This window comes from Belnapia mucosa (assembly GCF_016775475.1).
GTDB classification, from domain to species: Bacteria; Pseudomonadota; Alphaproteobacteria; order Acetobacterales; family Acetobacteraceae; genus Belnapia; species Belnapia mucosa.
In genome coordinates this window covers 85,712-91,711 of record NZ_JAEUXJ010000017.1, presented here as the reverse complement: position 1 = coordinate 91,711, position 6,000 = coordinate 85,712, and the positions used below count along the sequence as shown (strand labels likewise).

General features: G+C 63.1%; 4 protein-coding genes and 1 pseudogene. 2 read left to right on the top strand and 3 right to left on the bottom strand.

Annotated features, from left to right (window positions below):
• Positions 1-23 precede the first annotated feature (23 nt).
• Positions 24-455, bottom strand: coding sequence for a hypothetical protein (locus tag JMJ55_RS25500; RefSeq protein ID WP_202828438.1), 432 nt, complete (start codon positions 453-455; stop codon positions 24-26).
• Between the two features lie 319 nt (positions 456-774).
• On the bottom strand, positions 775-1,728 hold the full coding sequence (locus JMJ55_RS25495; protein ID WP_202828437.1) for a DUF3616 domain-containing protein: 954 nt from the start codon (positions 1,726-1,728) through the stop codon (positions 775-777).
• Positions 1,729-2,093: 365 nt separating this feature from the next.
• On the opposite strand from JMJ55_RS25495, the pseudogene JMJ55_RS25490 reads away from it, so the two are divergent.
• Positions 2,094-2,348, top strand: a pseudogene (locus JMJ55_RS25490) (IS110 family transposase); the annotation flags it as partial.
• 22 nt (positions 2,349-2,370) lie between these two features.
• On the opposite strand, the gene JMJ55_RS25485 reads toward JMJ55_RS25490, so the two are convergent.
• A complete protein-coding gene (locus tag JMJ55_RS25485; protein ID WP_202828436.1) occupies positions 2,371-3,264 on the bottom strand; it encodes an IS5 family transposase in 894 nt (297 codons plus the stop codon).
• A gap of 70 nt (positions 3,265-3,334) precedes the next feature.
• Here JMJ55_RS25485 and JMJ55_RS25480 point away from each other — a divergent pair, with 70 nt between their 5' ends.
• Positions 3,335-4,120: an IS110 family RNA-guided transposase gene (locus JMJ55_RS25480; RefSeq protein WP_202828440.1), complete on the top strand. Its 786-nt coding sequence runs from the start codon at positions 3,335-3,337 to the stop codon at positions 4,118-4,120.
• The last annotated feature ends 1,880 nt before the right edge of the window (positions 4,121-6,000 follow it).

The following is a 6,000-nucleotide window of genomic DNA, read 5'->3' as shown; positions in this document are numbered from 1 at the left end:
CGTCTCATGCTCCACCGCCTCGCTCACCCGAACCGCAAGCGACTTCCTGCCCCGTAGCTTTCAAAACAGCCTTTTAGCGAACCGACCTTGTTTAGCACAAGAGCTTTGAGTTCTGGCCCAAAGGCCATAGAGTTCGCACTGACCTGCCAAGCACCCGCTTCGATCGTATCCGGCGTCGTTGAAGTTGGATTGGTTATATCGACGCCTGCGTTCCAGTCCCAAGAAGACTCAAAGCCTGCGAGAACTCGCATTACTTCCAATAAAACAGCTCGACGATGCTTAAGATCCTGCCAAGGACCGAGCACCTCGACGATGTTCGAATAGATGTCCGTGTGTGGGTTAGGAGCAAAGATGTCGTCAGGCGCCATCTTGCCCCATGTGGCGAGCTCATTGAGAAAGCTGTCCGGCGGAACACCTCGGTTAAGAACTTTCTGCTTTGAAGCGCGGAAAACCATCGAAGCTCCTCCTTACTAGATTTATCTGGTGCATTCGTTGTATGGTTGGAATTCTGCCATAGAACGAGCACAATAACAAAGCTGGTGGCATCGATCAGCAACATGGTTAGCCTGCTTCCAACGCAAAATATGCAATCTATTTACTGCGGAGCGGCCTGAAACCGCCTGGACCGAGGTTGGTATCCGCGCTCGTAATCGTTGCTGGTGAAGTTGATATGGCGCTAGTTGGGCGGAGCAATGTGGTGGCTCTCGAAAGAGCGGTCGTACAACTCGCCGAGTTGCTGAACACGATCCGGCTGCCCTCTGCATCAGAATGCGCTCAGCGTGGCAGCAAGTACGTTCGCGGGCCACCATTCGCCAGCCCGTCGAAGAGAAGAAGGACGCGGAGCTTCCCGCCCTCTTCGCCGAGGAACAGGATCGCTTCGGCCTTGGCCCGATCCTGACCCACTTCGATATCGCGAAGCGCTGCGAGGCGGCGCAGCGATGCCGACGGTTTGCTGGCGGAGGCGCGGTTCAACTCGGCTAGCCAGATAGTATAAGGAGTCGCCTGCTCTTGTGCAGGGCCCGCAAGGACGAGAAGCCTCCCGTCGGGGAGCGCCGTTAAGTCGCGGATACCAACCCCCTCGGCGAGTTCGAGTGGGATTGTCTCCGCAATCAAATTACCGGGTTGGTCCGGCGCAAACAGTGTCGAGACGGGGACGCGAATGAGAAAGGCGCGACCACCCTGAGACGGAGCGCGCAGGCCAAACAGCAGATCGCCACCCACAGCGGCGATGCCTTCGACGTTCAGTCCCTGATGATCCTCATTAAGGGGCTGCGTGAAAAAGGGCGCTAGCTCTGGGTTGACCTGCAGGACGGCGGAAAGCCGCCAAGTCAGCTCAGGACGCCCCGGATGGCCGCCGATGAAGGGGACGCGAGCGAGCAGGAAACTTGAGAGCCGCCCTTTGGCCTTGGCGCGCGAGCAGCCGTGCGAGCCGACCACGTAAAATGTGCCGCTTTCCGGGGTCCCGCCCGGTGCCACGGCTACGCCCTCACCGTCGAGATCCGCGAAGTCGTCTGACCCACCGGGGCAGGCGAGCGTAGGCGGTATGCCCCTAGCATCCTTTGGCAACTCGTCGCCAAGCAACGGGACCGGCGTACCCGAAGACAGAACCTCGCCCACGAGCCTGGCGTGCTGCGCGCCTTTGTTCTCGTCGTTGACGACGAGGCACTCGCGCGCACCGTCTGGACCATAGGGCAGGCAGGCGATCCCACTGAGATCCTCGGCGGGCACCTTTACCTTCTTTCCCTGGAAGCTCCCCTGCACGGTAAATTCGCGCTCGGGGCCGACCGCGTCCTCCTGGGCGAGAGTTGGCGCTAGGGATAGACTGAAAAGCGCGAGTAAGACGAGAGATGCATGCCGCAGGCTTAGGCAATGACTCTCTGGCGTACTGGAACGCATCCCGTAGCCCTCTCTTCTGCCTGCTTCAAAGGCCGCTATGGGAGCATACCAGGGTAGAAAGGCCACCGTCATGCGCCCTGTAACAGTGAGGCTTCTTACTCTATCACTTGATGAGGTGGATGCCCCCCTGCTCCGCGGCATCGAGGTGCCATAGCGTGGTTGGTGCTGAGCCTGACCACGAAGGAGAGGAGGCATCCATGGAGGAGATTACGACGATCGGCCTCGACCTGGCCAAGAGCGTTTTCCAAGTGCATGGGGTCAACGCGGCGGGTGGGGTCGTGCTGCGGCGCAAGCTCCGCCGGTCAGCAATGCTGGACTTTTTCGAGACATTGCCGCCGGCGCTGATCGGCATGGAGGCCTGCGGTGGTGCGCACTACTGGGCGCGCGAGCTCACGCGCCTCGGCCACACGGTCCGACTCATGCCGCCTGCTTACGTGAAACCTTACGTTAAGACGCTGTATGCGAATAAACTCCTTACTGCGCCTGGGTTTGGGCGACGATCCGCCGTGAGATGATGGAGATCATCGCAATCCAGATGTGCCCGGCAAAGAGGTCCGCGGCGCGGTCGTACACGACGTTGAGGCGGCGGTAGCGGCTGAGCCAAGCGAACAGCCGCTCCACCACCCACCTGATCCCGTTGGGCAGGAAGCGCCCGTCAGGCGTGCCGCCCGGCGAGATAGAGACATGGATTTCGTGCTCGAGCGCTGCCGCGGCGAAGGGCGCTCCCTTGAAGCCGCTGTCGCCGAGGAGATCGCCTTGGAAGCCGAGCGCGGCCAGCCGCGGCAGCATCGGCAATATGCCGGCGCGGTCGTCGGTGTTGGCCGGTTGCAGTTCGAGATCGAGCAGCGATCCGTGCTTGTCGCAGACCGCGAACAGCTTCACGCCCTTGACCAGTTTACCGCCGTCAATGCCACGCACCCAGGCGGTCGGGGCTGACCGGAGAGAGCGGCTGTCGGCCACCACTGCTGAGGGCAGCACCTCGTCGCCGCAGGCCAAGCGCCAATCGAGCGCGAGGCGTTGGCCCAGCCGGCGCCAAAGGCCCAGACGGGTCCAGCGCGCGAAGCTGCTATGCAGGGTGGTGAAGGGAACGCCCGAAAGCCAGCCGGCGATGCGCCACTGCATACCGCCGAAGGTTAGGGTCCAGATCAGCCCGATCAGCCGCCGCCGCAGCGCGGGGTCCGGCTTGCGGCCGCGGCGATGCACGCCGATCCGCTCGTGGTCCATGGCCTCCAACTCAGCTTCGACGGCAAAGACGAAGACCTCGATGTCGGCCAGGGCGTTCCAGCCGTCACCACGGATGGGGCGGGGAACACGGCGGCCGGAAGGCGGAGGCAGGTCAGCATTGCTGCGTAGGCTGGTGCGAGGCATCGGCCCAACATGGTGAGGCTCAGCCGACGCACTGCCCTATGTGTCGATACCGACCTGAAGGACCAAGCTTATTTCGCGTTCAGACTCTAAGCGAGGCAAGACCGACGCGGCGGACGCTGAGGCAATCTGCGAGGCGGTGACGCGCCCGACCATGCGTTTTGTGCCGGTCAAGACCGAGGCGCAGCAGGCCAGCCTGGTGGAGCTGAAAGTTCGCGACATGCTGGTGCGCCAGCGCACCCAGACCATCAACGCGCTGCGCTCTCATCTCGCCAAGTACGGCATCGTAGCGGCGCAGGGGCGCAAGGTCGCCGAGCTGATCGCGGTGGTGCGTGACGGCGACGATGCCCGGCTGCCTGACCTGGCACGCGAGGCGCTGGGCGAGCTGGTGGCGCAGATCGAGGCCTTGGAAGGACGCATTGAGCGGCTCGACCGCCGCATGGTCCGCCATGCCCGTGAGGACGAGACGGCCCGGCGGCTGGCGAGCATCCCCGGTATCGGAGCGATCGGCGCGACAGCCCTGGCCGCGATGGTGGCCAATCCGCATGGGTTTGCCTCGGCGCGACACTTCGCGGCCTCGCTAGGGCTGACCCCAAAGCCGCACTCGAGCGGCGGCAAGGAGCGCCTGGGCCGGATCTCCCGGCAGGGCAACTCCATGTTGCGCCGCTTGCTGGTCCTCGGCGCCACAAGCCGCCTGCGCTATGCCCGGCGCAACCCGGAGGCGGCGGACTGGGTCACGCGTCTGCTGGCGCGGCGGCCCTTCAAGGTCGTGGCGGTGGCGCTGGCCAACAAGATGGCCCGCATCGCCTGGGCCCTGCTGGCCCGAGGGGGGACCTACACAACAACCGCGACCGCCTAGGCGGTTGTGTCCGAGCTCGCCGGGCGCCGCACCCGGCGAGGGCCAAGGTGCCAAAACGACGATGACAGCGAGAAACCGGTGAGCCGGTGACGAGAGAGGCCGTTTATCGCAATGCGCCACTCAAGCGCGCTGACTTGAATGCCCCCTCGTTCCGCGCAGCTCATCAGGGCCCGCGGCCAGGCCGGCCGCATCAGAGGCCGCACACATGACCGCACCCGTGCTCTCAGTGCCAGAGTTGCTGATTCGCCTTGACCCGCAGGGGGCATCCACACATGCGATAAGTATCCCTTACCACAAGGGAAGAGAGGCTTGCCGCAATTCTGGAAAGCCGCCAGATCGGGCCTGCGTGGGGGACGAGATGCTTCAAGCTCCGGTGGAACTGCCCTGTGTGAGACGGCCGCATCCTGACCTAACCGAGGACGTATGCGCTCCAATCCTCCTCATGCCGTCGGAGATGACCCGCAGCCTACCGAACGTGCAATGACCCGGGGATAGCGATGGAAGTCCGACAAAGGATGCCCCCTCCCCTGCCCCGCCGGTGCCCAAAGGCCCATCCGCTTGTGAGGCCCGGCAAGAGTGTGAGCGCCTTGGCTTCCGGCCGCACTTCAACCCAGCCGGGGAGGTCGTACTGACCCCGGCGCACCTGCCAGCGGGGTCGGAGAAAGCGGACGCCGAGGCATACTACGGCTCTGGTCGCGACGACGCCCTGGGAGTCGTGCGAGTCATGGCGTCCCATGAACAGTGGATGTAGTTTGCCAGCTGCTCGACATGATGCGGGAAGCTTTTCTGTCCTAGGTGGAGGCCATGACGGGCTGGGCCTTTCCAGAGTTCGAGGAGGCGACCCAGCGCGCGCCGTAGCCGACCTGATGGAACACCGAAGCACAGAGGAAACGGCGCGGATTGAGATTGAGCTGGCGGGCAACTGGGACAGCCGCGGGAACGGCGACGGGGACGCCGCCCCTTCCCTGCTCGCGGAAAGCAACGCCCGGGTCACCGACTTCGACATTGTGCTCGCCATCGATCCGGTGCCGATCCCGAAAAGCGACGCTGAGATCTTTGCTAGGATAATGGCTCCCTTGAATGCCCGGTCTCTGCCCCCCCCCAAGAGAAGTTGGCCATTTGACCTATGTGCCATATGACCGTGTGACCCTGAGACTTTTTGTTAAGCGCCTTATCCGGCACGAGGTCCTGGACGCACGCACCCGTCTCGGCACCTGGGTCCGTGGCAGGCGCTATCTATCGACCGCTTCTGCCCGGGCCAAGTTCGTCGCAGTGCCGGGCATAACGGGCGCAGCAGCGCAGCTCGGCCTAACGGATCCTTCGGCATTAGGACCGGCCGGCAGTTACAGCGGCACGGCCCCTGCACCAGAGTTGAATTAGAAACAACATGACCAGGCTGGGTTCGCCGCTATGGTAGAATGGCCACTCGGCCGAAGGGTCATATGGCATCTGGTCTGTATCTTTTTTGGCGAGCTCGCCGAGATTCGATGAAGCCATCGGCGCGACATGCTCTAGGGGCTCGCTCGTGAACACCGGGACTATCGACACCCAGGTCGAGCACGCCCTAAGCAACGTTCGCTCGCCACCGTGCCATATGACCATGCGGCCAAAGTGTGTGAACCGAAGCTCATCATTCCCCTGGCGCTGCTGTATTGGCACCCACAGAGAACGGGCGCATTCGCGGACGACAGCGGCTACATCCAAGGGACCTACATTTGGTGCAAAAAGACGAGCCCGCAGGCCGCTGGCAGTGAGTAACCGACGGCGTCCACGGAATTGGATCGGTGCCTTCCAGGGCAAGGTCGTTACGGTGCGCCGGGCTTACGAGAGGGCTTGGTTCAAGTGGCTTTTCCCGGTGGATTTCCGGTCAACCTAAAGGT

Bases quoted from the DNA above. Each gene is read 5' to 3' on its own strand.
- JMJ55_RS25500 (WP_202828438.1), bottom strand. From the start codon at position 455: ATGGTTTTCCGCGCTTCAAAGCAGAAAGTTCTTAACCGAGGTGTTCCG.
- JMJ55_RS25485 (WP_202828436.1), bottom strand. From the start codon at position 3,264: ATGCCTCGCACCAGCCTACGCAGCAATGCTGACCTGCCTCCGCCTTCC.